This is a genomic window from Halorarum sp. SLYT50 (assembly GCF_059821265.1).
In genome coordinates, this window is the sequence record NZ_CM187555.1 from 2681118 (window position 1) to 2704066 (window position 22949).

General features: G+C 72.4%; 28 protein-coding genes. 17 read left to right on the forward strand and 11 right to left on the reverse strand.

The features are described 5' to 3' along the window. Positions 1-31: 31 nt before the first annotated feature. Together AC6RUA_RS14030 and AC6RUA_RS14035 are read left to right on the forward strand one after the other, a co-directional pair. Positions 32-241 (forward strand): hypothetical protein, encoded by a 210-nt coding sequence (locus AC6RUA_RS14030; protein WP_499813621.1) that lies wholly within the window; start codon positions 32-34, stop codon positions 239-241. A 74-nt stretch (positions 242-315) separates the two neighbouring features. Further along, positions 316-1233: an HFX_2341 family transcriptional regulator gene (locus tag AC6RUA_RS14035; protein ID WP_499813622.1), complete on the forward strand. Its 918-nt coding sequence runs from the start codon at positions 316-318 to the stop codon at positions 1231-1233. Positions 1234-1355: 122 nt separating this feature from the next. On the opposite strand, the gene AC6RUA_RS14040 is transcribed toward AC6RUA_RS14035, so the two are convergent. The 4 genes from AC6RUA_RS14040 to AC6RUA_RS14055 form a co-directional block, all read right to left on the reverse strand. Continuing rightward, the gene (locus AC6RUA_RS14040) at positions 1356-1769 is read right to left on the reverse strand and encodes a carboxymuconolactone decarboxylase family protein (protein ID WP_499813623.1); all 414 of its coding nucleotides are present in this window, start codon (positions 1767-1769) and stop codon (positions 1356-1358) included. Positions 1770-2018: 249 nt separating this feature from the next. Beyond that, entirely contained in the window at positions 2019-4118 is a 2100-nt protein-coding gene (locus AC6RUA_RS14045) for a S9 family peptidase (RefSeq protein WP_499813624.1), read from the reverse strand. Between the two features lie 176 nt (positions 4119-4294). After that, a complete protein-coding gene (locus AC6RUA_RS14050) occupies positions 4295-5389 on the reverse strand; it encodes an enolase-like domain-containing protein (protein ID WP_499813625.1) in 1095 nt (364 codons plus the stop codon). A 24-nt stretch (positions 5390-5413) separates the two neighbouring features. Next, positions 5414-6208 carry a DUF1405 domain-containing protein gene (locus AC6RUA_RS14055; protein ID WP_499813626.1) on the reverse strand — a complete coding sequence of 265 codons (795 nt, stop codon included), beginning with the start codon at positions 6206-6208 and terminating at the stop codon, positions 5414-5416. Between the two features lie 173 nt (positions 6209-6381). On the opposite strand from AC6RUA_RS14055, the gene AC6RUA_RS14060 reads away from it, so the two are divergent. Both AC6RUA_RS14060 and AC6RUA_RS14065 read left to right on the forward strand, forming a co-directional pair. After that, entirely contained in the window at positions 6382-7068 is a 687-nt protein-coding gene (locus tag AC6RUA_RS14060; protein WP_499813627.1) for a DUF1405 domain-containing protein, read from the forward strand. Positions 7069-7194: 126 nt separating this feature from the next. Then, positions 7195-7863, forward strand: a complete 669-nt coding sequence (locus AC6RUA_RS14065) for an ArsR/SmtB family transcription factor (protein WP_499813628.1) — start codon at positions 7195-7197, stop codon at positions 7861-7863. Positions 7864-7885: 22 nt separating this feature from the next. Here the strand turns inward: AC6RUA_RS14065 and AC6RUA_RS14070 are convergent, their stop codons facing one another. Beyond that, entirely contained in the window at positions 7886-8410 is a 525-nt protein-coding gene (locus tag AC6RUA_RS14070; RefSeq protein ID WP_499813629.1) for a DUF8526 domain-containing protein, read from the reverse strand. 87 nt (positions 8411-8497) lie between these two features. Here AC6RUA_RS14070 and AC6RUA_RS14075 point away from each other — a divergent pair, with 87 nt between their 5' ends. After that, entirely contained in the window at positions 8498-9607 is a 1110-nt protein-coding gene (locus AC6RUA_RS14075) for a glycosyltransferase family protein (protein ID WP_499813630.1), read from the forward strand. A 20-nt stretch (positions 9608-9627) separates the two neighbouring features. Here AC6RUA_RS14075 and AC6RUA_RS14080 read toward each other — a convergent pair whose 3' ends face one another. After that, a complete protein-coding gene (locus AC6RUA_RS14080) occupies positions 9628-10254 on the reverse strand; it encodes a class I SAM-dependent methyltransferase (protein ID WP_499813631.1) in 627 nt (208 codons plus the stop codon). A 105-nt stretch (positions 10255-10359) separates the two neighbouring features. On the opposite strand from AC6RUA_RS14080, the gene AC6RUA_RS14085 reads away from it, so the two are divergent. Further along, positions 10360-10959, forward strand: coding sequence for an NUDIX hydrolase (locus tag AC6RUA_RS14085; protein WP_499813632.1), 600 nt, complete (start codon positions 10360-10362; stop codon positions 10957-10959). 183 nt (positions 10960-11142) lie between these two features. Next, positions 11143-11787 (forward strand): DUF2270 domain-containing protein, encoded by a 645-nt coding sequence (locus AC6RUA_RS14090; RefSeq protein WP_499815452.1) that lies wholly within the window; start codon positions 11143-11145, stop codon positions 11785-11787. Positions 11788-11796: 9 nt separating this feature from the next. On the opposite strand, the gene AC6RUA_RS14095 is transcribed toward AC6RUA_RS14090, so the two are convergent. Then, the gene (locus AC6RUA_RS14095) at positions 11797-11949 is read right to left on the reverse strand and encodes a hypothetical protein (RefSeq protein ID WP_499813633.1); all 153 of its coding nucleotides are present in this window, start codon (positions 11947-11949) and stop codon (positions 11797-11799) included. A gap of 230 nt (positions 11950-12179) precedes the next feature. Here AC6RUA_RS14095 and AC6RUA_RS14100 point away from each other — a divergent pair, with 230 nt between their 5' ends. From AC6RUA_RS14100 to AC6RUA_RS14115, 4 genes are all read left to right on the forward strand, one after another. Further along, the gene (locus tag AC6RUA_RS14100) at positions 12180-13037 is read left to right on the forward strand and encodes a DUF7388 family protein (protein WP_499813634.1); all 858 of its coding nucleotides are present in this window, start codon (positions 12180-12182) and stop codon (positions 13035-13037) included. A 92-nt stretch (positions 13038-13129) separates the two neighbouring features. Next, positions 13130-14086, forward strand: a complete 957-nt coding sequence (locus AC6RUA_RS14105; RefSeq protein ID WP_499813635.1) for a phosphotransferase family protein — start codon at positions 13130-13132, stop codon at positions 14084-14086. 102 nt (positions 14087-14188) lie between these two features. Next, a complete protein-coding gene (locus AC6RUA_RS14110) occupies positions 14189-14956 on the forward strand; it encodes a creatininase family protein (protein WP_499813636.1) in 768 nt (255 codons plus the stop codon). Continuing rightward, on the forward strand, positions 14953-16125 hold the full coding sequence (locus AC6RUA_RS14115) for an NAD(P)/FAD-dependent oxidoreductase (protein ID WP_499813637.1): 1173 nt from the start codon (positions 14953-14955) through the stop codon (positions 16123-16125). The genes AC6RUA_RS14110 and AC6RUA_RS14115 overlap by 4 nt, the downstream gene beginning before the upstream one ends. Positions 16126-16159: 34 nt before the next feature. Here the strand turns inward: AC6RUA_RS14115 and AC6RUA_RS14120 are convergent, their stop codons facing one another. After that, on the reverse strand, positions 16160-16789 hold the full coding sequence (locus AC6RUA_RS14120) for an Hsp20/alpha crystallin family protein (protein WP_499815453.1): 630 nt from the start codon (positions 16787-16789) through the stop codon (positions 16160-16162). A gap of 20 nt (positions 16790-16809) precedes the next feature. Then, entirely contained in the window at positions 16810-16968 is a 159-nt protein-coding gene (locus AC6RUA_RS14125; RefSeq protein ID WP_499813638.1) for a DUF7559 family protein, read from the reverse strand. A gap of 231 nt (positions 16969-17199) precedes the next feature. Here AC6RUA_RS14125 and AC6RUA_RS14130 point away from each other — a divergent pair, with 231 nt between their 5' ends. The 3 genes from AC6RUA_RS14130 (at position 17200) to AC6RUA_RS14140 (ending at position 20125) form a co-directional block, all read left to right on the forward strand. Further along, positions 17200-17427 carry a hypothetical protein gene (locus tag AC6RUA_RS14130; protein WP_499813639.1) on the forward strand — a complete coding sequence of 76 codons (228 nt, stop codon included), beginning with the start codon at positions 17200-17202 and terminating at the stop codon, positions 17425-17427. A 104-nt stretch (positions 17428-17531) separates the two neighbouring features. Next, positions 17532-19331 carry a radical SAM protein gene (locus AC6RUA_RS14135; RefSeq protein WP_499813640.1) on the forward strand — a complete coding sequence of 600 codons (1800 nt, stop codon included), beginning with the start codon at positions 17532-17534 and terminating at the stop codon, positions 19329-19331. Beyond that, positions 19331-20125, forward strand: coding sequence for an MBL fold metallo-hydrolase (locus AC6RUA_RS14140; protein ID WP_499813641.1), 795 nt, complete (start codon positions 19331-19333; stop codon positions 20123-20125). The genes AC6RUA_RS14135 and AC6RUA_RS14140 overlap by 1 nt, the downstream gene beginning before the upstream one ends. A gap of 42 nt (positions 20126-20167) precedes the next feature. On the opposite strand, the gene AC6RUA_RS14145 is transcribed toward AC6RUA_RS14140, so the two are convergent. After that, the gene (locus tag AC6RUA_RS14145; RefSeq protein WP_499813642.1) at positions 20168-20380 is read right to left on the reverse strand and encodes a DUF7511 domain-containing protein; all 213 of its coding nucleotides are present in this window, start codon (positions 20378-20380) and stop codon (positions 20168-20170) included. 121 nt (positions 20381-20501) lie between these two features. Between AC6RUA_RS14145 and AC6RUA_RS14150 the strand changes: the two genes are divergently transcribed. The 3 genes from AC6RUA_RS14150 (at position 20502) to AC6RUA_RS14160 (ending at position 22197) form a co-directional block, all read left to right on the forward strand. Then, a complete protein-coding gene (locus AC6RUA_RS14150; protein WP_499813643.1) occupies positions 20502-21311 on the forward strand; it encodes a YkgJ family cysteine cluster protein in 810 nt (269 codons plus the stop codon). Positions 21312-21408: 97 nt separating this feature from the next. Continuing rightward, positions 21409-21813, forward strand: coding sequence for a TRAM domain-containing protein (locus AC6RUA_RS14155; protein WP_499813644.1), 405 nt, complete (start codon positions 21409-21411; stop codon positions 21811-21813). A 72-nt stretch (positions 21814-21885) separates the two neighbouring features. Then, complete coding sequence (locus AC6RUA_RS14160; RefSeq protein ID WP_499813645.1) at positions 21886-22197, forward strand: hypothetical protein; 312 nt, start codon at positions 21886-21888, stop codon at positions 22195-22197. Between the two features lie 40 nt (positions 22198-22237). Here the strand turns inward: AC6RUA_RS14160 and AC6RUA_RS14165 are convergent, their stop codons facing one another. Further along, positions 22238-22942 (reverse strand): class I SAM-dependent methyltransferase, encoded by a 705-nt coding sequence (locus tag AC6RUA_RS14165; protein WP_499813646.1) that lies wholly within the window; start codon positions 22940-22942, stop codon positions 22238-22240. Positions 22943-22949: the final 7 nt, after the last annotated feature.

Sequence of the window (22949 nt, forward strand, 5' to 3'; positions counted from 1 at the left end):
GATTTTAGTTCGGTTTCGAGTTCGAGTCCGTATGGACGATTCCGCCCTCCACGACCGGCTCCGCCGAATCGAGCGCCGACAGCGCCTCGTCGTCGCTCTCCTCGTCGTCCCGTACCTGGTCGCACTCGCCGAGTTCGGCGGCGTCTGGGTCGCCGGCGTCCTCTCGGTCGCCCTGGGTCTCGCCGCGTTCGCGCTCCTCGTCGTCCGTCGCAGGCGCGACGCGAGCGCGGCGGAACGGTAGACTGGGCGGAGAACGCGTGGCCCCTCCGTACGCTACTTGCTTGGATATATAACCGTCCTCGCCAACTACCGCACATGCAGACGCACGTCGTCCCGGTCGGCTTCGACTACGACCGGCTCATCGCCCCGCTGGTGCGCGACCAGCTCGACGTGGACCGGGTCGTGCTACTGGAGGGCGCCGTGGGCAGCGAGGCGAACGTGGAGTACTCGCGGACCCTCTCGAAGAAGCTGGAGGCGGACTTCGGGAACCTGCTGGGCGCCGAGACGGAGCGCGTCGAGGTGGCGGACGTGTACGACTACGACGCGGCGTTCGAGCAGGCGTACGACCTCATCAACGCGGAACTCGACGCCGGCGCGGAGGTGTGGGTGAACGTGAGCGCGATGCCCCGGCCCGTCTCGTTCGCGTTCGCCACGGCGGCCCACTCCATCACGCTGGAGCGACAGGAGGACCGGGACCGCATCCACACCTACTACACGGCCCCCGAGAAGTACCTGGAGACGGAACTCGCGGAGGAACTGCGCGCACAGCGGGACCTCCTGGCCGACCTGCTCGACGACGGCACCGACGGCGTCGACTCCGTCGACGACGCCCGAGTCGAGGAGCGGTTGACGGCGGCGACCGACCTGCTCGAGGAGTTCGACGAGCGCGGGGTCACCATCGGCGCGAAGGAGATCGACGGGAGCCACATCGTCGAACTCCCGGTCGCATCCTTCTCGAACGTGAAGCCGTTCGAGGAGGTCATCCTGTTCGTGCTGGGAGAACACGGCGAGTTCGAGTCGGTGAGCGAACTGGCGAAGGCGCTCGCGCGCGACATGGGCGAGGAGTACACCGACTCGTTCCGCTCGAAGGTCATCTACAACGTCGACCGGTTGGGCCCCGGCGGGAAGGGGTACATCGAACAGGAGGCGGGCGGGAAGTCCTACCGGACCCGTCTGTCGCGCATCGGCGAACTGTGGGTGCGCGCGCACGCCGACGACGACTCCGACGCCTGAACGCCCCACCGGCGACTCGAGCGGGGAGCGACGCCCGAAGAACGCCGTCCGCTCGCACAGACGCCCGGGGTGGGAAAAAACAGCTCGTCGGGTCGGCGGTCCGTCCGCCGCACGCGTCGCGGTCAGTCCGTCGCCATCTGTTCTTCGAGGTGGTCGAGGGTCTCGCCGAGTTCTTGCTCGAACGTCGCTATGTCGTAGTTCTGTGCGTGAATCAGCGCGCTGTAGCGCGCCGTCCAGCTCGCGAGGAACGATATCTCCGCGAGTTCCTCCTCGGTGGCGCCGTGCATCTCGGCGGCCGCCCTGTGGAACGACTGGCAGTACGGACACTTGATGTTGGCCGCGATGGCGAGTCCGATGAGCTCCTTGTACTTCGCCGGAATCGCCGTCTCCTCGAACGCGTAGCGCTTGAAGTTGGGCCACTCGTTCACGAGGTCCTGTTCGTTCAACGCGTCGAAGTAGCCCGGCATCGCCCCGAGCGTCGCCTCGACGTCCTTGCGCGTCTCCTCGTAGTCCCGTTCCGCCGATGTGGTACTCATTGTCTCTCTCCGTCGACCCCCGCCGGATTCGTCCGTGACCGGCGATAGAGAGGAGAAGCTCTCCGGCCGCAGTGCGTCCACCGAGGGTCACCGTATACGTCGTCGAGTAATATAATAAACAACCATTATCTAATGTCGGCCACTTACCGTCGCGTCGGGAGCGAATCTGATTCGGTTCGGTACAGCGGGCCGTCTCAGCGACGGACGCCGGTCGAGTCGACGCGGTCCGGGGGAGCGGAGAGCGTCGGCCTACCGCTCTTCCCCGAGGTGGTCGTCGAGGAACGGCAGCACGCGCCCGAGGGCGTCGCGCCACGTGGCGGGGTCCTCGAACATGTGGTTCTCTTCGGGGTAGTACGCCATCTCGAACGGCAGCCCCCGCCCCACCAGGTCGTCGACGAGCAGGTCCATCTGCTCGAAGTCCACGTTCGGGTCGTCCGTGCCGTGGAGCGCGAACAGCGGCGTGTCGAGGTCGGCGGCGTACGCGTACGGCGAGGCGCGCTCGTACGCCGGGTCGGTCCCCGCCTCGTCGGGGTAGCCGCCGAACTGCGCGGCGAACCGTCGGGCGGCCCCCCACCCGAACGAGGCGGCGTACTCCACCCACGCGGCCCAGTCCCAGATGCCCGCGAAGTTGACCGCGGCGTCGTACGCGTCGGTCTTCGTCGCCACCGCGTTCGCGAGGAACCCGCCGTAGCTCAGCCCCCACAGGCCGACACGGTCGCCCACCTCCGGCCGGTCGCGGAGGAACGCGGCCGCGCGGACGCAGTCGTCCACCTCGTCGACGCCCAGTGCACCGGCGATACCCTGCTCGAACGCGTGGCCGTAGCCGATGCCGCCCCGGTAGTTGAGTTCGAGGACGACGTAGCCGCGCGACAGCAGGACGTGGTCGAACAGGTGGAACTGGCCGTACGAGCGCATGTGGTGGAAGCCGCGGCGCATCTGCCTGACCGGGCCGCCGTGACACCACACCACCGCGGGCCGCTCGTCACCCGGAGCGGCGTCGTCGGGCGCGTAGAGGTACCCCCGAACCGTCTCGCCGCCCGTCCCCGCGAACGACACCGGTTCCGGGTCGGGGAACGACGCGAGGCGGTCGCGCTCCGGATAGGCGTCCGAGACCCGCGCGAACCCGCTCGCGTCCGCGTCGCCCCCCGCGCTCGCACCCTCGGCGTCGCCGTCGTTCGCCGCCGCCCCGCTCGGGTCGTAGACGCAGACGTCGGCCGGGTCCGTCCGACCGGCGCGGATGCACAGCAGGCGGTCGTCCGCGCCCCAGTCGGGGCGGAGCGCGTTACCCGGCGCGTCCGCGACGTGTTCGACGTCCCCCGAGCGGTCGGCGACGTGGAGGCGACGCTCGCCCGGGTCGGCCTCGTTCGTCACGAACGCGGCCCGCTCGCCGTCGGGGGACCACGCCGGCGTGTCGAGGGCGTCGCCGCGCGCCTCGAACGCGCCCGACGTCACCTGCACCACCCCGTCGCCGTCGTAGCCGGGGTCGGCGTCCCCGTCGTCCTCCCCCTCGCCGGTCACCGCGGCGCGGCGCGCGGCCACGTCGACGAGGTAGAGGTGCGCGTAGCCGTCCCGGTCAGAGAGCAGGGCGACGTGGCCGTCGCCGCTCCCCACCGGGTCGGGCTGGACCGACAGCACGTCGCTCTCCTCGGAGAGCAGCGTCTCGCCGGCGTCGCCCGCGTCGGCCGCGGCCACGTCGACCGCGCGGTAGCGGCGCGCCGAGGCGTCCGTCTCGTCGAGCGCGTACACCAGCGTCCCGTCGTCGGCCCAGTCGTACGCCGGGACGACGCGCCCGTCGTCGGGCCGCCACGACCACGCCCGCCCGCCCGCCGCGAGGTCGTACGCGAGGAGTTCGCCCGGCCCGCCGTCCGGGTCGGCGTCGCGGACCGTCGCGAGGAACCGCCCGTCGGGCGAGACGGCCAGCGGCGCGGCCCCGAACGGCGTCGAGCGGACGTCGTCGAACAGTTCGCGGACGCTCCCCTCCCCGACGCCGTGCTCCCAGACCGCGCCGTCGCGGACGTACAGCAGCGTCTCCGCGTCCGCCCACGTCGGGTTCGCGTGACCGGCGTCCGCCGCGGCGAGCGACCGCGCCTCGTCCGCGCCCGCGTCGAACAGGAGCACGTCGCCGTCGGCGACCACCGCGGCCTCGTCGGGGTGGTCCGGTCGCCAGTCGAACCCCGACGCTCCCTCGACGTCGAGGACCGTCGGGTCGCCGTCGCCCGTCCCGTGTGCGAACCGCGTCTCGCCGTCGCCCGTCCGGAGGTAGCCCGCGCGGGTCGCGTCGTCGTTCCACGCCGGGGCGGCCACCGTCCGGAGGTCGAGTGCGTCGTCGACGGTGAACTGGAGTGTCATGGGGCGTGGTTGGCGAACCGGACCAAAAGGCTCCGGCTCCGGGCCGAACCGGCCGGTTCTCGACCGACCGCCGCTCGGAGGGAGTCCCGTAGGAGTTCAGGAGTTCTCGTCGGAGAGTCGTTCGACGTGGCCCGGTGGGCGGAGCGGCTCACTCCGGGTGGGTCCGATACTCCCTCTCAGAAGTCCAACCCGCGCGGCGCGGGCGACGGGGACAGCGGCCCCGCGGGCAGGCGGTCCGGAACCTCGGGGTCGTTGTACGCCCCGGGGGCCACGTCGTTCGGCCCCTCGGGGTAGAACAGCGACGCGAGCAGGTGGAGGTGCGACCGGCCGACGCCCAGTTCGAACTGGCCGCCGCCGTACAGCGACACGCCGCGCGCGTCGGCCCACTCCAGCGTCTCGAACAGCGACTCGACCGTCCCGAACCGGGACGGCTTGACGTTGAGCCACCGCGGCTCGAACGGGAGCGCCTCGACGCTCTCGACGCCCGTGATGGGGTAGTCCCACGAGACGCGGTCCTCCTCGCCGTCGAACAGCGGGCGCGTCTCGTCGGTGAACGCGGGGTCCTCGACGACGGCGTCGGGGAACGCCGCGAGCATCCGCTCGTAGAACGCCCGGTCCGGCTCCTGGTCCACCTCGGTGCCCTCGTACAGTCCCTTGAGGTCGAGGATGCGGACCCGGTCGTCGGGGAGCGCCTCGACTATCTCGTCCGTCCAGTCGTTCGTCGGGTCGAGTTTGAACCCGATGCCCGGAACCCGGGCGGAGATGGCGTCCACTCGCTCGGTCGTCGGCGGGTCGCCCAGTCGGGTCGATGCGACGAACTCGACGGGGTCGCGCTCCCGGCCGAGGACCGCGGCCAGGTGGGTGTCCGACTGTCGGAGCGCGGCGTCGAGTGCGGCGCTCTCGACGGCCCACCGGCGGTACGGCCGCGCTGTCTCCCGTTCGGGGGCGTCAACCGGGAACAGGTCCACCCCGTCGAGGTGCTCCGAGAACTCGCCGACCGTCCACTCGCCCGCCAGCTCGTCGGCGAAGTCGACGGCGGCCGGCCAGTCGTCGCCCGCGTCGCCCGTCCCGTCTATCGGCTCCCCGAACAGCGCGTCGTGGTCCGCGGCGTCGTACGCCACGTCCTCGCCGCGACCGAGTTCGCCCGCGCCGCGCAGGCGGAACGTCGTCGTGACGCGCTCGAACCCCGAGGAGGTGTCTCGCGCGCGCCGCCGGAGTCCGACGGACTCGACGGTCAGCGGGAGGTCGGCGACGGCGTCGTACAGGCTCATGGGGTCCGGTGGGTCGCCCGGGGTTTAGCTCTCCCGCGTGCCCGGCGTGTCGGCCTCGGCGGCCGCGTCCGCCTCCAGTTTCTCCACCCGGGTCGCGAGCGCGAGGAACGTCGCGGCGACGGTGAGCACCACCGCGCCGGCGGCGGCCGGGTAGTGGGTCGACGCGGGGTGGGTGAACCCACCGAGCGCGGCGTCGTACGTCTGCCCGGGCACCAGCGTGTGGTGGGGCGTCCCGAGGAGGGGGACGAAGTAGTCCACGACGTCGTTCAGGAGGTACCAGCCGACAGCGACGGCGACGGCCCGCACCGGGAACGACGAGAAGCGGTGGAGGAGGAACGCCTCGACGGACATCGCGAGGTGGGAGGTGAGGAGGAACGCGTACATCGGGAGCGCCGTCCCCGCGAGGAAGCCGTCCGCGAACACGGTGAGCACGTACGGCGTCCAGAGGCCGAGTTTCAGACAGCCGAAGAACGCGAGCGCGGTGACGTACTCGTTCGGCCGGTCGAGCCACCAGAGCGCGAGCGCCAGCCCGATGAACATGGTGGCGACGGGGCTGTCGGGGACGAGCGGCCACAACAGCGGCGGTTCGCCGGCGAACTGCCCCGTAATCAGCGGGTCCGACAGCGGGAGCGGGTGGAAGCCGTAGTACCAGAAGCCGAACGCGGTACCGACGAGGTTGACGCCGGCGATGAGCGCCGCGAGGCGGAGGCCGAAGTTCTCCAGCCACCGCGGGAGGGGGGCGACGTACCACGGCAGGTCGTCGGCCGGGGGGAGGCCGTCGCCGTCGAACAGCGCACGCAGGGACGAGCGGGTGGCCATCTTGTGAGTGTCCGTGGGAGGGGTGGGCGGCGTATAGCGGTGGCGGTCCGTGCCGCCGGTTCGACACCCGTCGGCTCCGCCGGCCGCCGACGAGGCCGCTCGCGCCGCCGCACCGTCCCCGCGCGTCGGACCCCGACCGGGAGGGCTATGACGCGGCCGGCTAGACACCGGCCGTGGACCCGGACGACCTCATCCCGCGCGAGGTGGCGACGTTCTACCTGACGACGCCGTGGACGCTCGCGCTGCTCCTGGTCGCGAACGCGCTGGCGTTCCTCGTGGGCGTCCGCTACTACGTCGCGACGATGCCGCCCGTCGCGACGTTCGCGTGGCCGCTGTACGCCGACTCGCCGACCGCCATCGCGTACGGCACGCTCGTGCTCGCGGCGCTGGTCCCGTTCGCCGGCCGACGGCTCTCGCAGGTGCCGCGGACGCGACTGCTCGGCGCGCTCTCGACGCTCGCGGTCGTCTGGCTGGTGAAGACGGGGCTGTGGACGTTCCTCGCGCTCAACGTCCCGCTCGTCCGCCCGGACCTGCCGAACGACCTGTACGTCGGCTTCGACGCCGACTCGCTGTGGGCGTACTGGGGCATCCTCTTCACCCACCTCGCGTTCATCGGGGAGGCGGTCCTCGTCGCGCACGTCGGCCGGACGAGTCGGCGGGCGCTCGCGGCGGCGGGCCTGCTCGCGCTCGCGAACGACCTGTTCGACTACGGCTTCCTCCTGGGACTCCCGCTCGCGAACTACCCGCCGGTGCGCTACGACCCCGGCGGCCTCCTCGCGCTCGGGAGCCTCGTCACCTCCGTGGTCGCCGTCGCCGCCGCCGCGGCGCTGCTCCCGGGTGGCTCCCGGGGGGACGGGTGACGGGCGAGCGGCTCCCGCCCGACGGAGCGGCCGTCGCACGGCCTCGCGGTCGCCCGTCCGCGAGTGGGTCGACCGCACGGACGCCCGGCGAACACCTTTTACCTGCTGGGTGATTACCTCACGTGTATGGACTCCGCGGTACTGCTCGATCTCCTCGGCAACGAGAACCGCCGGCGCATCCTCCGGCTGCTCTCGCACAAGCCGTGTTACGTCACGGAGATCAGCGAGTACCTCGGCGTGTCCCCCAAGGCGGTCATCGACCACCTCCGGAAACTCGAGGACGCGGGGCTCATCGAGAGCCACACCGACGACCGTCGCCGGAAGTACTTCCACATCGCCCGGGACGTCCGCCTCGAGGTGAACGTCTCCCGGCACGGGTTCGGCACCAAGAGCGCCTATCCGGCGAACCCGAGCCTCGACATCAGCGGCCGGTGTCCACACATGCGCATCGACTTCGACCTCCCGGCCGGGGAGGACGACTCACGCGCCGCCATCGGCGACCTGGCGAGCGAGTTCGACCGGCTTCAGGAACTGGAGAACGAACTCTCGCTGGCCCAGCGCTGGGTCCACGGCCGGATGACGGACGTGCTCGACCGGCTGAACGAACGGCTCGGCGTCGACGCGGACTCGCGGTTCTTCGCGGAACTGCTCGCCGCCGTCGTCAGCACCGACGGGAGCGTCGACGCCGTGGCCGCGGAGGTGGGCGCGGACCGCGAGTCGGTCGAGGAGGGACTGCGACGCCTCGCGGACGGCGGCCTGCTCTCGAACCGCGGCGACGCGTGGCAGGTCGCCTGAGCGACGGGTGACCCGGGTCGGCCTACCCCACATCCCGCGTGAGCCCGTCCCGCAGGTCGCGCCCGAAGTAGTAGCCGGTGAGCGACAGCAGCAGTCCGGCGGTGACGCCGATACCCGCGACGGCGACGCCCGTCGCCGCGAACCCGTACTCCGAGAGGAGGTTCGCGCCGACGAGCACGTTCACCGACGTGAGGGTGCTCGCGACGAACAGCAGTCCCGACGCGGCCGCGCCGGCGATACCGGTCTCGAGGTACGCCCGCCTCGACCGGACGGCGCCGAGGAGGAACGCGGCCGCGAACAGCCCGACGTACTGGAGGAGACCGCCGAGCAGCGGGACCGCCCCGCCGGCGACGAGTCCGGCGGCCGCGACGACGAACGAGACGAGGAGTCCCCTCGGCCTCACCGGCGAGCGGCCGAGCCGGGAGCGCCGACCGTCGGCGTCGGCGGTCCGGGTCGACTCCCGCTCCTCGTCCTCCGCCGACTCGGCCGACCCGCCGCCCACCTCCCGGTCGGCCAACTCCTGTAGTTCTTCGAGACTCTTGGACATACGGCCCCGTCGGCGTGGCTGGCGTATGGCTCTTTCCCCGCCCGCGTGACGCTCCCTTTATGCTCCGTACTCCCTTGCGTCGGGCCGATGGAGTACGTCCAGGAACGCGTCACCACGCTCCACGACCTCGGACGCTCGACCCCGGACGCGCCCGCGGGCCGCGCGGCCGTCGTCGTCCCCATGACGGAGCGCGAGCACGCGGGCCTCGCGGCCGAACGCGTCCTCTCGGAACTGGAGGCGGTCGACCCCGCCCGGGTGGTCGTCCCCCTGCGCGCCTCGCCCGACAGCGTGACGGCGGTCCGCGAGTGGCTCGACGGGTTCGACCTCGCGCTCGACGTGGTCTGGTGCGACGGCCCCCGACTCGTCGACCTGCTCGACTCGGCGGGGCTGAACGGCGAGCGAGGGAAGGGCCGGGACGTGTGGCTCGCGCTCGGCCGCGCGCTCGCCGTCGACGCGGCGGAGTTCGTCGTCGTCCACGACGCCGACACGGCGTCGTACTCGCGCGAGTACGTCCGCCGCCTGCTGTTCCCGCTCACACGCGAGTTCGCGTTCTCGAAGGGGTACTACGCCCGCGTCGAGAACGACCGGCTGTACGGCCGGCTGTTCCGCCTGTTCTACGCGCCGCTCGTCCGCGCGCTGTCGGACGCGCACGACGCCCCGTTCCTCCGGTACCTCGACGCGTTCCGGTACGCGCTCGCCGGCGAGTTCGCCGCCACGCGCGAGGTGGTCGCGTCGCTGCGCGTCCCGCGGACGTGGGGGCTGGAGGTCGGAACGCTCGCGGGCGCGTACGACGCCGTCGGCGTCGAGGCGTGCGCGCAGGTCGACCTCGGGAGCTACGAGCACGACCACCGCGCCGTCTCGGGACCGGCCGGCCTCTCGGACATGAGCGAGTCGGTCGGGAACACGCTGTTGCGCGCCGTCGAGGAGCACGGCGTCGACCCGGCGTACGACACGCTCCCGTCGCGCTACCGGGAGGCGGGCGAGGCGCTCGTCCGGTCGTACGCGACCGACGCGGCGTTCAACGGCCTGTCGTACGACTCGGCCGACGAGCGGCGGCAGGTCGAGACGTACGCCGACGCCGTCAGCCCGCCCGGCGCGGACGACCGCCTCCCGCCGTGGCGCGACGCGCCCGTCTCGGCCGGCGACGTGGCCGCCGCCGTCGAGGCAGACGTCGCGGAGGCGGCCGCCGAGGAGTGAGGAGAGCCGCCTCGCGGGCCTCACGGCTCCAGCCGGGCCGCGAAGAACGGCGGCTGCGGGCGGTCTCCGGCGGGCACGTCCGGCGCCTCCCACTCGTTCACGACCCGGAACCTCGCGCGGCGGAGTTGACGCCGGGTGGCGTCCGCGCCGGCCATGCTCCAGCGCATCTCGACGCCGGCGCCGAGCCAGTCGGGGGTCGTGCGCTCGGTCTCCGCCGGCGCCTCCGAGAGGAGGAGGCCACCGCCGGGCGCGAGGACGCGAGCGAACTCGTCGAGGACGGTCCGGTGGTCGTCGAGGGGGACGTGGATGAGCGAGTCGAACGCGGTCACCGCGTCGAACGCGCCGTCCCGGAGGGGGAGCGTCGTCATGTCTCCCTGCACGAGCGACGCGTTCGGGACGGCGTCGGCGGCGAGGCGGAGTTGCCCCCGCGAGAAGTCGACGCCGACGCCGGTCGCCTCCCCGTTCAGCCGGCGGAGGACGGGCGTCCCCTGCCCGCACCCGGCGTCGAGGACGCGACTCGGGTCGGAGGACAGGGAGTCGAGGAACTCGCGCAGCACGGTCGCCCCGCGTTCGTCCTCGGCGCGTCGCTCGGCGTACGTCTCCGCGAGTCGGTCGTACCCTCGTCGACCCGCCTCCTTCTCGTCCATCGCCGCGGGATTTCGACGACCGGCCCTTGGGTCTTCGGTCCGGTCGCCGGTCGCGCGGGTGGGGACGACTGCAACGTTGAAGAGCGTCGAACCGCGATGAGAGGTATGAACCTCGACGGGGTCGGCCGGCACACGCCGGCACCCATCGCGGACGCCGAGCGCCGCGCCGCGGTGCTCGCGCCGGTCCTCCACCGCGACGCAACCCCACACGTCCTCTTCACCAAGCGCGCCGACCACCTCGGAAACCACCCCGGACAGATGAGCTTTCCCGGCGGCGGCGCCGAGTCGGGCGACGCGGACCTCGAGGCCACGGCGCTCCGCGAGGCGAACGAGGAGATCGGTCTCCGCCCGGAGGAGGCCGAGGTGGTCGGCAGACTCGACGACGTCGAGACCATCTCCGAGTACGTCGTCACCCCGTTCGTCGGGACGATTCCCGACCGCGAGTACGTCCCTTCGGACGCCGAGGTGGCCGAGATAGCCGTCCTCTCCGTCCCCGCGCTCACCGACCGGGCGAACTACGAGTCCGAGCGGCGCGACCACCCCCACTACGGCGACGTCCGAATCCACTTCTTCCGCGTCGACGGCTACACCGTCTGGGGGGTGACCGCCCGGATGCTGGTCCAACTGCTCGAACTGGCGACCGACTGGCGCATGCCCGCCGAGGTGGACCGCGTGGTCGACCCCGACGCGGACCTCCCGGGTTGACCCCCTCGGGTTCGACGCGACCGCGTCCGCCAGTCGGGCCGGCACACGGCGAGCGAGCGCCTTGCGGTCGCCTGCAGTCCCCCTTATCGGCGTCGGCGTCCTCTCTCTCGCGTGAACGACACGAGCGACGAGGCGGGGACGTTCGACCCCGAGGCCCCCGAGGAGCGGGAGATCGGCCGGGAGATGGTCGACGAGAGCACGGGCCTGGGGTCGGTGATGGCGCACACCTACCGGGGGGAGATGGACCAGGAGACGACGTGGCGCTCGCGGCTCGACCAGACCACGACGTGGGCGGTGACGGTGATGGCGGCCATCCTGACGTGGGCGTTCTCCAGTCCGGACAACCCCCACTACGTCCTCCTCGTCGGGGTGGTGATGCTCGCGGCGTTCGCGGGCATCGAGGCCCGGCGCTACCGCGACTACGACGTGTACCGCTCGCGCATCCGCATCATCCAGCAGAACCTCGTCGCGAACGCGCTCGACCCGTCGGCGGGCGTCGTCCACCGCGACTGGCGGCGGAAACTCAGCGAGGACTACCGCCGGCCGACGCTGAAGGTTCCGTGGGGGGAGGCGCTCGCGAACCGCCTGCGCCACGTCTACCTCCCGCTGTTCGGCGTGATGCTGGCGGCGTGGGCGTTCCGCATCACCGTGTTCACCCCTCGCCAGTCGTGGCTCGACTCGGCGGCCATCGAAGTCGTACCCGGTCCCGTCGTCGTGGGACTCGTCGCCGCGTTCTCGCTCGCGCTCCTCGCGCTCGCGTTCTGGCCGCGCGAGCGGCGCGCGAAGGGGGAGTTCCGCGAGGGGGAGTTCGGCGAGTGGAAGGACTGAGCGCTCAGCCTACACGTAGCTCGCGACGACCAGCGCGCCGAACAGCAGCGCGAGGAACGCGAGCAGCACTCCGACGGTCTTCGCGCTCTTGCCGCCCATGACGCCGTCGTCCTGTCCCTCCCCGCCCGTCAGCCGTTCCGGACCGAGGTCACCGAGGTCCACGCGCCGCGCGTTCGGTACTTCGAGTGGTAAGTCTTGTCCGGTGACGCCGACCAGTCGTCGTATCTGACACGAGCGCCACGTTTATCTACTCGACGCGACTCGGTACCTCCATGGCCGCACAGGCGATGGATCGCGTTCCGCGACCGTCCTAGTTCTCCCCGAGTACGCCGAGTCTCGCGAGTAGCGACCGTATCGACCGCGACGACCACCAGCGAGGGTGCCGCCCGCACATGAGTTCGATGAACACGGATTTCGACAGCGACGACGGTGTAGCCGTAGACAGAGGCGACCAGACCGCGGAGTCGGCCGGCAGCGGCGTCCGCGACACCGCGGCCCGGACCGGTCTCGACGGGGTGGCGCTCAAACCGACCGAGTGCGACGTGCGCGTCGCCGTCGACCTCCCGTTCGAACTCGTGTGTGTCGACTACGAGGGCCGGGAGTCGCTCCCCGCGTTCGACGCGCTCGCGGACCTCGCGCGCGACCGGACCGTCCGGCTGACGACGCCCGTCCGCGCCGACGGGTTCGACCCCCGCGGCGACGACTCGCTCTCCCGGGCGCTCCCCGACGCCGTGGGGCGCGTGCTCGTCGCGGGCCACCCCGCGTACCTCACCGACGAGGAGCGACGGCGCGCCGTCGCCCCCCGACTCGGCGACGCCGTCGGCGCGTCGGCCGACCCCTGGGTCGGCACCGAGGGCATCGAGCGGGTCGCGCTCGCCGCCGGCGGGACGCAGTACGAACTGCTCTCCCGGACGACCGAGCGCGACCTGCGCGCGCTCCGGACCGCGGGGTTCGACGGCGACGTGGCCGTCTACGCCCCGACCGTCCCCACCGACGACGAGGACGCGGTGCTCGACGCCGTCGGCGCGTACGCCGCCCGCCGCAAGCCCGTCCGCGAGGCGCTCCCCGGGGGCGCCGCGACGGACGCGAGCGCGACGGGCCGCGCTCGCGAGGTGTTGAGCAAGGCGGTCCGCGAGTACGCGCTGGTTGGCGACCCCGACGCCGTCGGCGAGCAGGTCGCCGCCCTGAAGGAGGCCGGCGCCGACCTCGTGGTCGGCTACCCCGCCGCGGGCGTCGCCACGTTCCGGTAGGCGGCGGGCCGACTGGGTCCCCTCGCCCTCGTCCGCGACACTCGTTCGCACACCGTCCGAAGAGCCTTCGTCCGCGCGCTGAACCGGTGGGTGTGAACGACGGAGTGGCGACCGCGCTCGACGCGGCGTTCCCGGACCGGACGGTCGACGGGGTCGAGGCGACGGGGCCCTCGTGGAACGACGGCAACCACACCGTCGGGGTCGCGTTCGCCGACGACGGGGCGGCGTATCTGAAGGTCGCGGTCGACGGCGACGGTTCCCGTGTCGCCCGCGAGCGAGCGGTCCTCGACTACGTCGCCGCGGTCGAGACGGTACCGGTCCCGCGCGTGGTCGCCGCCGACGCCGACGCGCCGGTGCCCTACCTCGCCACCGCGCCGCTCGACGGCCGGCCGTTCCACCGCGTGTGGGCGGACGCCGGCGGCGAACGGGTGAATCTGATTCACTCGGTCGGCCGGACGTTCGCGGCGCTCCACGCCGACCAGTTCGACGCACACGGCCGCGTCGGCGGCGGCGGCGCGGCCGGCCTCGACGTCGAACACGGCTCGTGGACGGACGTGCTCGTCGACCAGGTCGAGGCGGTCCGGGCGTCGAGCCCGAGCGACCGGTTCGGGGTCCACTTCGACGCGGTCGCCGACGCCGTCGAGGCCAACCGCGGACTGCTCGACGGCGCGCCGGCGGCGCTGGTTCACGGCGACCCGGCCGGACCGAACCTCGTTCGCGCCCCGGGGCGCGTCGGTCTCCTCGACTGGGAACTGTCGCACGTCGGCGACCCCGGCCGGGAACTCGTCCGCGCCCGCCGCCAACTGCTCGGCGGCGTCCGGGAGGCGGCCGACGAACGACTCGTCGCGGCGCTCCACGGCGGCTACCGCGAGCGCGCCGGGAGCCTCCCGGACGGGTTCGGGGAGCGCCGTCCCGTCTACGAGGCGGTCACGTTCCTCGGCGTCTCGGGGTTCGTCGAGAAGTACGCGGAGTACTGCGACGACCCACTCGAGGAGTTCGCGGCGTGGGCCGACGAGGAGATGGACCGGCGGCTGGCGCGAATCACGTAGGGGGCGGTCGTCGGCCCAGCGGCCGCGCCGTCTCGAACGGCCGCGCCCGCGGGGGGCGACCGCCACCCGAACGCCTACGTCCCGCCGAGCGAACCGGACGGTGTGAGAACCCTGCACGAACTGACGACGACGGAGGCGGGGGACCTGTTCGCCGACGAGGTGGAGGTGGCGGTGCTCCCGACCGGGTCGGTCGAACAGCACGGCCCGGCGCTCCCGCTCGGCACCGACTTCCTCGCGGCGGAGGCCGTCGCGCGCGGCGTGGACCGCGACGACGCGGTGCTCCTGCCGACGGTTCCCGTCGGCGTGAGCGCGCACCACCGGCAGTTCGACGGGACGCTCTGGGCGGAACCGGAGACGTTCGAAAACTACGTGCGCGACATCGTCGCGAGCGTCGCCTCCCACGGCGTCCGGAAGGTGGTGCTCGCCAACGGACACGGGGGCAACGCGGACGCGCTCTCGCGGGCCGCCCGCCGACTCCGAGCCGACGCCATCGCGTTCGCCGCGCCGTGGAACTGGTGGTCGAGCCTCGACGGCCTCGACGAGGACCTGTTCGGGAGCGGGGGTATCGGCCACGCCGACGCGATGGAGACGAGCATGGTGTCTCACGTCGCTGCCGACCTGGTCCGCGAGGCCGCGCTCTCGGACGCCGAGGCCGGCGCGGCCGAGGCGTGGGGCCGGTCGGTCCACGGCGCGAACGTCGGGTTCGACACCGCGGACTTCTCGGAGTCGGGTGCGGTCGGCGAGCCGACCGAGGGGAGCGCCGAGAAGGGTGAGAAACTGTACGAGCGGGCCACCGCCGAACTCGACGCGCTCGTCGGCTGGCTGGCGGACCGACCGTTCGACGCGCTGACGCCCGAACCGCACCGATGACGGGCGAGCGGGTCGCCGTCGTGGGGGCCGGCGCGGTCGGACTCACCGCCGCGGCCGACCTCGCGGCCGGCGGTGCGGACGTGACCGTCTTCGAGCGGGGAGCGCCGGGTTCGGGCGCGTCGGGGCGAGCGGCGGGCGTCCTCTACGACGCGTACGCGGAGGACGTCGACGCCGCCGTCGGCGCGCGCGCGATGGAGCGGTTCCGGGAGTTCTCCGGGACGGGCGGGTTCTCCTTCGAGGCGTGTCCGTACGTGATGCTGGCGCGCGAGGGCGACGACGCGCGCGCGGACGCCATCGAGGCCGCCGCCGAACGGATGCGCGCGCACGGCCGGTCCGTCGAGACACTGGACGCCGACTCGCTCGCGGCTCGGTTCCCCGCGCTCCGGACGGGCGACGTGGCCGTCGCGGCCGTCGCGACGAACGCCGGCTGGACCGACCCGACCGCGTACGTCGAGGCGATGGCCGACCGGGTGCAAGCCGCCGCCGCCGACGTTCGGACCGACGCACCGGTCGCCGTCTCGACGGACCCGCTCGGCGTCGTGGGCGACGGCGGCTCGGCACACGGCGACCGAGGGTCCCGGCGCGGCGTCGACGAGTACGACGCGGTGGTCGTCGCGGCGGGCGCGCACACCAAGCGCCTGCTCGCGGACGCGGGCGTCCCGATTCCGCTGAAGCCGTACCGCGTGCAGGCGATGGTCAGCGCCCGCTCGTACGACGGGCCGATGTGTTACGACGCCTCGGCGGGCGTCTACTTCCGCCCCCACCCGTCGGGTCTGCTCGGCGGCGACGGCACCGTCCCGGTCGAGGCCGACCCGGACGACTGGGACCGCGACGCCGACGACTGGTTCGTCTCGGACTGCTCGACGGCGCTCCGCCGCCGCGCGGGTCACGACCCCGCGGTCGAACGGGCGTGGGCCGGCCTCTGCACCGCGACGCCGGACGGCGACCCGCTGCTGGGCGAACTCGGCGAGGGGCTGTACGTCGCCGCCGGGTGGCAGGGCCACGGGTTCATGCGCGCGCCGGCGACGGGCGAGGCTATCGCGCGACAGGTGCTCGGGGCGGGGGACGGAATCGGCCCGTTCGACCCGGCGCGTTTCGACGGTGACGAGTCGTTCGCCGTGCGAGAAGGGATGGCCGTCGACGCGGAGCGGAGCGACGACCGGGCGTAGCCGCGGGGTTCGGCGTCTCGTCTCGGTCGCGTCGCTACCTCTCGCCGTCGCCGTGGTCGTCGTCGCTGTCGGACAGGACGGCTTCGTCCTCATCGTCGTTACTCTCCGAGGGTGCGACGCCGCCGTCACCGTCCTCCGACAGGGCTGCCTCGTCGTCCCCGTCACCGAAGTCGGTGTCGTCGACGCCGCTCGCGTCGCCGACGTCGATGCGCTCGGGACCGTCGTCCGCGCTCGACTCCCTCGACACGCCCGTCTCCTCGTTCTCGACGACGACCCGGTGGTCCGCCTCGGACTTGGGGATCCGGACGCGGAGCGTCCCGTGTTTCGAGAGGGTGGCGGTCGCACCGTCGGGGTCGACGGCGGCGTCGTGCGGGAGTTCCGCACGGCCGTCGAGCGAGAGGCCGCGTCCGGGGAAGCGCATGTCGAACCCCTCGTGGAAGTCGCGGAACCGGTCGATACGAACCTCGACCGCCCCCTCGCGGAACCGAACCTGCAGGTCGCCGTCCGTCGCGCCCGGCGCGTCGAACACGACGAGGTACGCGTCCGGCGACTCCAGCAGGTCGTACGCGAGCGGCGTCCGCTCTTGTACCCTGCTCACGCCGCGTCCGACCCGGTCGAGGACGGTGTTCATCGCCGAGCGGCCGAACTCGCGGAGGTCGTCCACGCCGTCGCTCTCGTTCATCGTCACAGCTCGATTTCCTCGAGACAGTCGGTCCCCCCGCACAGCGGACACGACAGGTCCGAGACCCCGTGGTCGTCCGCGATGTCGTAGGTGTAGTGGTTCTCGAACATGTCGAGTTCGCAGTCGTCGCTCGTACACATGAGTTCCTTCGTGGCGGGCATACGCGACGCTAGGGCCCCGCCGGTGATAAACGGCGTGGGGAGCATCGGTCGAAGCCCCGCCGTCGCCACCACGCCCCGCGCGACGGTCTGGGTCCACTGCCCTCGCGTCGCCGGCCCGTGCGCCGCTGGTGCGCTCGGTTCGGGGTCGGATACCGACTTGTTGCCCACATCTCCCGGTCGAGACAACACATACGGTCGTGGATACCGAACCGCCGTGCGGGTGTGTCACACGTGAACAAGGCCAACGCACGCTCGGAGCCGGAGCGGCTGACTCCCGAGGAGGTGCGGCGGCTTCAGCGACTCCTCGAGAAACTCGACGGGGAACTCGCCGCGACCCACGAGGACGCGGTCCTGCTCGGTGCGGGCGAGGACGGCCTCGACTACCGAACGGCGACCCACGCGAAGAACGGCGTCGTCGGCGTTCGGAACTACCTGGAGTGGCGCGGCGGACACGAGTGACGGTTCGACCCGCGCGCGCCGTGAGCGACACGACTCCGTGAGCCGCGCACCACGTCCCGCGACCGCACGGCTTTAGCCGCTCGGTCACCCAGAACCGGACGACCATGACCGTGCCAGAGTCCGGCGGCGACGGCGCATCGGCCCGCCCATCCCCCGACCCCGCGGACCTCGCGGTCACCATCGTCGACGGTTACGTCGACGAACCCGCCCACTTCGGCGTCCCGCCGTACGTCTCGACGTACCCGCGGTTCACCGCGGGCGCGCTCGTCGACGCGGGCGTCCCGGAGTCGGCGGTCACCTACCACACCATCGACGAACTCCGCGACGACCGGCGCAAGTGGGCCGACGTGGCCGACGCGGACCTCCTCGTCTACGTCGGCGGTATGACCGTCCCCGGCAAGTACGTCGGGGGGACGCCCGCGGAACCCGACGAGGTGCGAAAGCTGGCGTGGACGGCCGACGGCGTCACACTGCTCGGCGGGCCGGTCCGGTTCGGCGTCGGCGAGGAGAACGCCGGCGCACAGGAGATGCAGCGCGACGACTTGGACTACGACTTCGTCTCGATGGGCGACGTGGAGGCGGCGGCGCACGACCTCGTGCGGAACGGACTGGAGGGGTACGGCGACCGCATCCGCGACTACGACGAGGTGGCCCGGTGGTCGAGCCTCGGCGCGTTCGTCGTCGAACAGCACCCGAACCACCCCGACTACCTCATCGCGGAACTGGAGACCTCCCGGGGCTGTGCGTACCGCTGTTCGTTCTGCACCGAGCCGATGTACGGGAACCCCGACTTCCGCACGGCGCCCGACGTGGTCTCCGAGGTGGACGCGCTCTCGGACCACGGGGTGAGCCACTTCCGCCTCGGCCGGCAGGCCGACATCCTCGCGTTCGGCGGCGACGGCGAGGCACCGAACCCCGATGCGCTCCAGCAGTTGTACGCGGGCATCCGGGAGGTGGCGCCCGGCCTCGACACCCTCCACCTCGACAACATGAACCCCGTGACCATCACGGACTACCCGGGGGCCTCCCGCGAGGCCATCCGCGTCATCGCCGAGTACAACACGCCGGGCGATACCGCGGCGTTCGGGCTGGAGTCGGCGGACCCCGAGGTGCGCGAGGCGAACAACCTCCTCGTGAGCGCCGAGGAGTGTCTGGAGGCGGTCCGCGTCGTCAACGAGGAGGCGGGCCGGCGGCCCGGCGAGGCCCGCGAGGACGCGCCGAGCTACGGCGCGGACGCGCCGCGCCGCCTCCCGAAACTCCTTCCGGGCATCAACCTCGTCCACGGGCTGGAGGGTGAGACGGAGGAGACGTTCGAGCACAACCGGACGTTCCTCGACAGCGTACTGGAGGAGGGGCTGTTGCTCCGCCGGGTGAACATCCGGCAGGTGATGGCGTTCGAGGGGACGGAGATGGCCGAGACGGGCGCGCGGCTGGCGCGAGAACACAAGAAGCAGTTCCAGGAGTACAAGCGCGAGGTGCGCGAGACGGTCGACCGGCCGATGCTCGAACGGGTGATGCCGCGCGGGACCGTCCTCCCGGACGTCCACCTGGAGTACCACGAAGAGGGGACGACGTTCGGCCGGCAACTCGGCACCTACCCCATCCTGGTGGGTCTGCCGGGCGAGCGCGATTTGGGGCGGACGCTCGACGTCGCCGTCGTCGACTGGGGGTACCGCTCGGTGACCGCGGTGCCGTACCCGCTCGACGTGAACGCCGCGTCGATGGACGAACTCACCGCCGTCCCGGGCATCGGGAGCGGGACCGCGGGCGACCTCGTGGTGAACCGGCCGTACGCCGACGCCGCCGAAGCCAGCGAGGTGGCGGGCATCGACCTCTCGCGGTTCGCGGCCGCCGAGGTGCCCGGCGTCGACGGCCCCGACGCGGCGCCCGAGCGGGCCGACTGATGCCGGTCGAGCGCGTCCCCGTCCCGGTCGAGACGCGCGCGCCGACGGGGACGACGAACGCGTACGTGGTGACCGGTGCGACCGAGGACGGCGGGAGCGACGCCGGGGCGCTCCTCGTCGACCCGGCCGCGCGGACCGACGCCCTCGACGAGGCCGTCCACGGAGCCGACGTCGCGCACGTCGCGGTCACGCACACCCACCCCGACCACGTCGGCGCGGTGGCGGACTACGCCGCCGAGACGGGGGCGACGGTGTGGGCGCGCCGCGGCCGCGAGGCGTCGTTCTCGGCGGCGACCGGCGTCGACCCGGACCGGACGTTCGCCGAGGGGGACCGCGTCGGCCCCGCGAGTGTCCTCGACCTGCAGGGGCACGCGCCCGACCACGTCGGGTTCGAGACGCCCGACGGGGTGCTGTGCGGCGACGTCGCCGTCGCGGAGGGGAGCGTCGTCGTCGCCGCGCCCGAGGGCGACATGCGGGCGTACCTGACGGCGCTCCGGCGGCTTCACGCCCGCGACCCGCCGCGGCTCTACCCCGGTCACGGGCCGGTCGTCGACGACGCGCGCGAGACCTGCGCGCGGTTGCTGGAGCACAGACTCGCCCGCGAGCGGGCGGTGCTCGCGGCGGTCGAGAGCGGCGCGCGGTCGGTCGACGGCGTGCTGGCGGCGGCCTACGAGAAGGACCTGACGGGCGTCCGCGACCTGGCGCGAGCGACGGTCCGCGCGCACTTGGAGAAACTCGCGCGCGAACGGCGCCTCCGGTGGGACCCGGACGCGGATCGCGTCACCCCACCGTGAGCGGCGAGCGGGCGTCGACCGCTCGGGTCGGCGCCCGACGGACTACCTCGTCTCTTCCAGCGAGACGAAACAGTCGGCGTTCGCGCTCAGCCAGTGGGTCACGATTTCCCCCTCGTCCGCGTCCGACGGGAAGACGGTACACCGGTTCGGTTCGCCCTCGTAGCGAACGACGGTCGCGCGGAGGCCGGTCGGCGCGGCGAACCGGGGGTCGGGCGTCCCGTCCCCTTCGGTCTGACGGTCGGGCTCTGCCGACATCGAGTAGGCAACTCCCACGGGGGGCCTTAACCGTCGCTAAGAGCGGTCGGGGGCGCTATTGAGCGGTCCAGAGCGCGGGGGACCCGACGGCGTTTTGGGCGCGCGTCCCCCACCTCCAGGCGTGCAGACGCTCGAAACCGAACTGGCGCGGGCGCGCGAACTCGACGTGAGCGAGTTGGCCGACGCCGTCGAGTCCATCGGCTTCGAGTGCACCCGCTGCGGGGCCTGCTGCAAGGGCGAGACGACCGCAGAGGGGGAGCCGGAACCGCACACGGCGACGGTGTTCCCCGACGAGGTTCGCACCCTGCAGGAGGCGGGGGACGACGCCGACTCGCCGGACGCGTCGCGCGAGTCGCCTCGGAACGACGCTCCTCGGCGTTCACGCTCGGCCGACGTCTCGCGTGAGTGGCGGGACGTCGCGCGGCCGATGCCGTACGGGCTGACCGAGGGCGACGACGGCCCGGAGGGGGAGACGTTCGAGTGGGCGCTCCAGACCGACGCCTGCGGCGACTGCGTCTTCTACGACGAGACGGACGGCGTCGGCGCGTGTACGGTCCACGAGGACCGCCCGCTCATCTGCGAGACGTACCCGTTCTCGGTCGCGTTCGACGGGACGAGCCAGCCGATGGGCGAGGCGGTGGACAGCGTCGCCCTGGAGGGGCAACCGGAAGTCGGCGAACCCGACAACGGGGACGGGATGGTCCGCGCCCACGAGTGCGAGGGCCTCGGGCGCGACATCTCTCGCGCGGACGCCGAGGAGTTGGCGCGGGCGCTGAAGGAGCGCGCCGTACGGGAACTGGAGGAGGCTGTCGGCGTGCGCGACAACTACGTCCCGGTCGAGACGGGGGTCGGCGAGGTGGCCGTCCACGACTCCGAGGGGGCGAAGCGTCCCGACGGGACGTCAGTCGACCCCCCCGACGCCCGCGAGTGAGACGGGAACGACGGTCCGAAAGCGAGCGACGCCGCGCCGGAGCGGCGGTAGGTATTTTGTTCTCCCGTCCGAAGGACGGTGACAGAGGTCTATATCCGTGGAAATCTCCGACGAACTCCTCTGTCTGTTCAGCGCCGACGTCCGCGAGGAAGACGACAGGTACCTGCTCGAGGTCCCCCGCCGCGAGGTGGAAACCGGCAGCGTGACGCCCGGCGAGGTGTACCGAGTCGCGCTCATCTCGCGCGCCGTCGAGGACGAGAGCGCCGGCGACGAGGACGCGACCGGAACCGTGAGTGAAGGCCCGCAGCCGCCGGTCGAACCCGGCGAGATACGCTACGTAGAGATCGAGGACCTCGGCAAGCAGGGCGACGGCATCGCCCGCGTCGAGCGGGGGTACGTCATCATCGTCCCCGGCGCGGAGGTGGGCGAACGGGTGAAGATCGAGGTCGCCGAGGTCAAGTCGAACTTCGCCGTCGGCGAGGTCATCGAGGAGGACCTGTAGGACCGCCCCCGTCCGCCGGTCCCGCAGTCGCCGGCCCGGAAGGGCTACCAGCCGCCGCGTCGTCGGTCGGACGTGTCCGGCTTCTGCGACGCCGGTGGGTTCGCCGTCCTCCCTCGTCCGTATCCCGGACTCCCAGAACTGGTAGCCGTGGTCGTGGCTCTCGTCGGAGCGGTCGCGCTCCTCGCACCCGGTCGCGCCGACGGGCGACCCCCGCGGTTCTCGCGCCGGTTCGCGGCGACCACGCTCGCGGTGGGCGTCGCCACGTCCACCGTCACGACCGCCCCCCGGTTCGGCTGTCGACTCGGCCTCCGGCCGTGGGCGGCGCTGACGCTCGGGGGAGTCGCGACCGGGGTGGTGGCGTCGCTCCTTCTCGCGGGTGATTGAGGGTTACCCTACCTGTCGGCGAACCGCTCCGACCGCCGTCTCAGACCCGGGCGGTCCAGTAGGACACCGACGCGAGTTTGCGCCCGACCGGGTTGTCCCCGAGGGTGGTGTCGACGCCGCGGACCGGGTCCGCGATGGCGTTCGGTACCTCGCGGTAGAACCCGTAGGGGAAGACGAAGTCGTGCGCCTCCGCGTCGAGTCGGAGGCCGGCGCTGTCGAGGAGGCGCTCCACGTCCTCGCGCGAGTAGAGGTGCGACCCCATCGGGAGCGCCCAGTTGTACAGGAGACGGAGCGAACCGTCGTTGAACGTGTCGAAGAACACGGTCCGCTTCGAGACGCGTGCCATCTCCGCGAGGAACTTCGCGGGCGTCTCCGCGAGGTGGAAGAACCGCATCGCGAACACCGTGTCGAAGTGGTCGTCGGGGAACGGGAGTCGCGCGGCGTCCCCGCGGATGAACTCGATGTGGTCCGCGACGCCCGCGCGGCGGGCCTTCTCGCGGCCCTGTGCGAGCATCGCGTCCGAGATGTCCAGCCCGACGATGTCGGCTCCGCGTTCGGCCAGCAGCGCGGTGAACCGGCCGGTCCCGCAGGCGATTTCGAGCACGTCCTCGCCCTCGACCGGACCCAGCGCGCTCAATACGGCCTCCTTCTCCCGTCGGTCGATGAGACGGCCGCCCTTGGAGAACCGCTTGGCGTCGTACTCCTCGGCCACTGCGTCGGCCTGGTACCACTCCTGCCCTTTCACGCTATCA

Bases quoted from the DNA above. Each gene is read 5' to 3' on its own strand.
- AC6RUA_RS14085 (WP_499813632.1), top strand. From the start codon at position 10,360: ATGAACCTCGACGGGGTCGGCCGGCACACGCCGGCACCCATCGCGGAC.
- AC6RUA_RS14065 (WP_499813628.1), top strand. From the start codon at position 7,195: ATGGACTCCGCGGTACTGCTCGATCTCCTCGGCAACGAGAACCGCCGG.
- AC6RUA_RS14045 (WP_499813624.1), bottom strand. From the start codon at position 4,118: ATGACACTCCAGTTCACCGTCGACGACGCACTCGACCTCCGGACGGTG.
- AC6RUA_RS14090 (WP_499815452.1), top strand. From the start codon at position 11,143: ATGGTCGACGAGAGCACGGGCCTGGGGTCGGTGATGGCGCACACCTAC.
- AC6RUA_RS14115 (WP_499813637.1), top strand. From the start codon at position 14,953: ATGACGGGCGAGCGGGTCGCCGTCGTGGGGGCCGGCGCGGTCGGACTC.
- AC6RUA_RS14070 (WP_499813629.1), bottom strand. From the start codon at position 8,410: ATGTCCAAGAGTCTCGAAGAACTACAGGAGTTGGCCGACCGGGAGGTG.
- AC6RUA_RS14080 (WP_499813631.1), bottom strand. From the start codon at position 10,254: ATGGACGAGAAGGAGGCGGGTCGACGAGGGTACGACCGACTCGCGGAG.
- AC6RUA_RS14050 (WP_499813625.1), bottom strand. From the start codon at position 5,389: ATGAGCCTGTACGACGCCGTCGCCGACCTCCCGCTGACCGTCGAGTCC.
- AC6RUA_RS14100 (WP_499813634.1), top strand. From the start codon at position 12,180: ATGAGTTCGATGAACACGGATTTCGACAGCGACGACGGTGTAGCCGTA.
- AC6RUA_RS14135 (WP_499813640.1), top strand. From the start codon at position 17,532: ATGACCGTGCCAGAGTCCGGCGGCGACGGCGCATCGGCCCGCCCATCC.
- AC6RUA_RS14145 (WP_499813642.1), bottom strand. From the start codon at position 20,380: ATGTCGGCAGAGCCCGACCGTCAGACCGAAGGGGACGGGACGCCCGAC.
- AC6RUA_RS14040 (WP_499813623.1), bottom strand. From the start codon at position 1,769: ATGAGTACCACATCGGCGGAACGGGACTACGAGGAGACGCGCAAGGAC.
- AC6RUA_RS14075 (WP_499813630.1), top strand. From the start codon at position 8,498: ATGGAGTACGTCCAGGAACGCGTCACCACGCTCCACGACCTCGGACGC.
- AC6RUA_RS14030 (WP_499813621.1), top strand. From the start codon at position 32: ATGGACGATTCCGCCCTCCACGACCGGCTCCGCCGAATCGAGCGCCGA.
- AC6RUA_RS14125 (WP_499813638.1), bottom strand. From the start codon at position 16,968: ATGCCCGCCACGAAGGAACTCATGTGTACGAGCGACGACTGCGAACTC.
- AC6RUA_RS14035 (WP_499813622.1), top strand. From the start codon at position 316: ATGCAGACGCACGTCGTCCCGGTCGGCTTCGACTACGACCGGCTCATC.
- AC6RUA_RS14140 (WP_499813641.1), top strand. From the start codon at position 19,331: ATGCCGGTCGAGCGCGTCCCCGTCCCGGTCGAGACGCGCGCGCCGACG.
- AC6RUA_RS14055 (WP_499813626.1), bottom strand. From the start codon at position 6,208: ATGGCCACCCGCTCGTCCCTGCGTGCGCTGTTCGACGGCGACGGCCTC.